The organism is Streptomyces sp. WG5 (assembly GCF_049974565.1).
Taxonomy (GTDB): Bacteria; Actinomycetota; Actinomycetes; order Streptomycetales; family Streptomycetaceae; genus Streptomyces.
This window is the reverse complement of sequence record NZ_JBNGGC010000091.1, coordinates 1-3,584: the sequence shown is the minus strand read 5'-3', so window position 1 is coordinate 3,584 and position 3,584 is coordinate 1. Positions and strand designations below refer to the sequence as shown.

Sequence of the window (3,584 nt, the reverse complement as noted above, 5' to 3'; positions counted from 1 at the left end):
CGCGGGCCGCGGTGAGGAATGCGGCGTGTTCCTGGAGGGAGCGGACTCCCACGTCGCCGTGGGTGAGGGCGTCGATGCCCTGGACCGCGGCGGCGAGTGCCTGGACGGTCGTCAGGCACGGCACGGAACGGGCGACGGCGGCGGTGCGGATGTCGTAGCCGTCGAGGCGGCCGCCGGTGCCGTAGGGGGTGTTGACGATGAGGTCGACCCCGCCGTCGTGGATGAGCTGGACGATGGTCTTCTCACCGTTGGGGCCGGTCCCCTCGGACTGCTTGCGCACCACGGTGGCGTTGATGCCGTTGCGCTTGAGGACCTCGGCGGTACCGGACGTGGCGAGCAGCTCGAAGCCGTGCGCGACCAGCTCACGCGCCGGGAAGATCATCGAACGCTTGTCACGGTTGGCGACCGAGATGAACGCCCGCCCCGTGGTCGGCAGCGGCCCGTACGCACCGGCCTGCGACTTCGCGTACGCGGTGCCGAAGACGGAGTCGATGCCCATGACCTCGCCGGTGGAGCGCATCTCCGGGCCCAGGACGGTGTCGACGCCGCGGCCGTGGATGTCCCGGAAACGGGACCACGGCATCACGGCCTCCTTGACGGAGATCGGCGCGTCCAGCGGCAGCTCGCCCCCGTCACCGGTGGCCGGGAGCAGGCCCTCGGCGCGCAGTTCGGCGATGGTGGCGCCCAGCGAGATCCGGGCGGCGGCCTTGGCCAGCGGTACCGCGGTCGCCTTCGAGGTGAAGGGCACGGTCCGGGAGGCGCGCGGGTTGGCCTCCAGGACGTAGAGGATGTCCCCGGCCAGCGCGAACTGGATGTTGATCAGGCCGCGGACGCCGACCCCCTTGGCGATGGCTTCGGTGGAGGCGCGCAGCCGTTTGATGTCGAAGCCGCCGAGGGTGATGGGGGGCAGGGCGCAGGCGGAGTCGCCGGAGTGGATGCCGGCCTCCTCGATGTGCTCCATGACGCCGCCGAGGTAGAGCTCCTGGCCGTCGTAGAGGGCGTCGACGTCGATCTCGATGGCGTCGTCGAGGAAGCGGTCGACCAGGACCGGGCGGGAAGGGCTGATCTCGGTCGACTCGGCGATGTAGGCCTCCAGGCGGGTCTCGTCGTAGACGATCTCCATGCCGCGTCCGCCCAGCACGTAGGAGGGGCGGACCAGGACCGGGTAGCCGATCTCGTCGGCGATGGCCTTGGCGCCGGCGAAGGTGGTGGCGGTGCCGTGCTTGGGGGCCGGCAGCCCGGCCTCCGCCAGGACCCGGCCGAAGGCGCCGCGGTCCTCGGCGGCGTGGATCGCCTCCGGCGACGTGCCCACGATCGGGACGCCGTTGTCCTTGAGCGCCTGCGAGAGGCCGAGCGGGGTCTGCCCGCCGAGCTGGACGATCACGCCCGCGACCGGGCCGGCCTGCTGCTCGGCGTGGACGATCTCCAGGACGTCCTCCAGGGTGAGCGGCTCGAAGTACAGCCGGTCGGAGGTGTCGTAGTCGGTGGAGACGGTCTCCGGGTTGCAGTTGACCATCACGGTCTCGTACCCGGCGTCCGACAGCGCGAAGGAGGCGTGGACGCAGGAGTAGTCGAACTCGATGCCCTGGCCGATCCGGTTCGGACCGGACCCCAGGATGATCACCGCGGGCTTCTCGCGGGGCGCGACCTCGCTCTCCTCGTCGTAGGAGGAGTAGAAGTACGGCGTCCTCGCGGCGAACTCGGCGGCACAGGTGTCGACCGTCTTGTAGACCGGGCGGATGCCCAGCGCGTGCCGCACCTCGCGCACCACGTCCTCGCGCAGGCCGCGGATCTCACCGATCTGCTGGTCGGAGAAACCGTGCCGCTTGGCCTCGGCCAGCAGGCCCGCGGTCAGCTCCGGCGCCTGGGCCAGGCCGTCCGCGGTCTCCTTGATCAGGAAGAGCTGGTCGACGAACCACGGGTCGATCTTCGTGTACGCGAAGACCTCCTCGGGCGTCGCACCCGCGCGGATGGCCTGCATGACCGTGTTGATCCGGCCGTCGGTCGGCCGGACGGCCTCCTCCAGCAGCGCCGTCTTGTCACCCGCCTCGCCGACGAACGTGAACTGGCTGCCCTTCTTCTCCAGCGACCGCAGCGCCTTCTGGAACGCCTCCGTGAAGTTGCGGCCGATGGCCATCGCCTCACCGACCGACTTCATCGTGGTCGTCAGCGTCGAGTCCGCGCTCGGGAACTTCTCGAAGGCGAACCGCGGGGCCTTCACCACCACATAGTCGAGCGTGGGCTCGAAGGAGGCCGGGGTCTCCTGCGTGATGTCGTTCGGGATCTCGTCCAGGGTGTAGCCGACAGCCAGCTTCGCCGCGATCTTGGCGATCGGAAAGCCGGTCGCCTTGGAGGCGAGCGCCGAGGAGCGGGAGACGCGCGGGTTCATCTCGATGACGATGACGCGGCCGTCCTCGGGGTTCACCGCGAACTGGATGTTGCAGCCGCCCGTGTCGACGCCCACCTCGCGGATGATCGCGATACCGACGTCGCGCAGCACCTGGTACTCGCGGTCGGTCAGCGTCATCGCGGGCGCCACCGTGATCGAGTCACCGGTGTGCACACCCATCGGGTCGAAGTTCTCGATGGAGCAGACCACCACGACGTTGTCGTTCTTGTCGCGCATCAGCTCCAGCTCGTACTCCTTCCAGCCCAGGATGGACTCCTCCAGGAGCACCTCGGTGGTCGGCGACAGGGTGAGGCCCTGCCCGGCGATCCGGTGCAGCTCCTCCTCGTCGTGCGCGAACCCGGAACCCGCACCGCCCATGGTGAAGGACGGGCGGACCACGACCGGGTAGCCGCCGAGCTCCTCGACACCCTTGAGGACATCGTCCATGGAATGGCAGATGTACGACCGGGCCGACTCGCCGTGGCCGATCTTCTTGCGGACCGCCTCCACGACGTCCTTGAACAGGTCGCGGTCCTCGCCCTTGTTGATCGCCTCCACGTTGGCGCCGATCAGCTCGACGCCGTACTTCTCCAGGACACCGCTGCCGTGCAGCGAGATCGCCGTGTTCAGCGCCGTCTGGCCGCCCAGAGTGGGCAGCAGCGCGTCCGGGCGCTCCTTGGCGATGATCTTCTCGACGAACTCGGGAGTGATCGGCTCGACGTAGGTGGCGTCGGCGATCTCCGGGTCGGTCATGATCGTCGCCGGGTTGGAGTTCACCAGGACGACCCTGAGGCCCTCGGCCTTCAGGACCCGGCACGCCTGGGTACCGGAGTAGTCGAACTCGGCGGCCTGGCCGATGACGATCGGGCCGGAGCCGATGACCAGGACGGACTGGATATCGGTGCGCTTAGGCACGCTGGCCCTCCATCAGGGAAACGAAGCGGTCGAACAGGTAGGCGGCATCGTGCGGGCCCGCCGCCGCCTCCGGGTGGTACTGGACACTGAAGGCCGGCCGGTCCAGAAGCTGGAGCCCCTCCACCACGCTGTCGTTCAGACAGACATGGGAGACCTCGGCACGGCCGTAAGGGGTGTCGGAAACCTTGTCGAGCGGGGCATCGACCGCGAACCCGTGATTGTGCGCGGTGACCTCCACCTTGCCGGTCGTACGGTCCTGCACCGGCTGGTTGATACCCCG

At 69.1% G+C, this 3,584-nt stretch carries 2 protein-coding genes; both read right to left on the bottom strand.

Going from position 1 to position 3,584, the window contains the following annotated elements; translation table 11 throughout:
* A partial coding sequence (carB, locus tag ACP4IX_RS35935) for a carbamoyl-phosphate synthase large subunit (protein WP_426558808.1) occupies window positions 1-3,304 on the bottom strand: 3,304 nt, incomplete at its 3' end.
* Window positions 3,297-3,584: glutamine amidotransferase-related protein (locus ACP4IX_RS35930; protein WP_426558806.1), on the bottom strand; the 288-nt coding region annotated here is incomplete at its 5' end. The genes carB and ACP4IX_RS35930, both read right to left, overlap by 8 nt.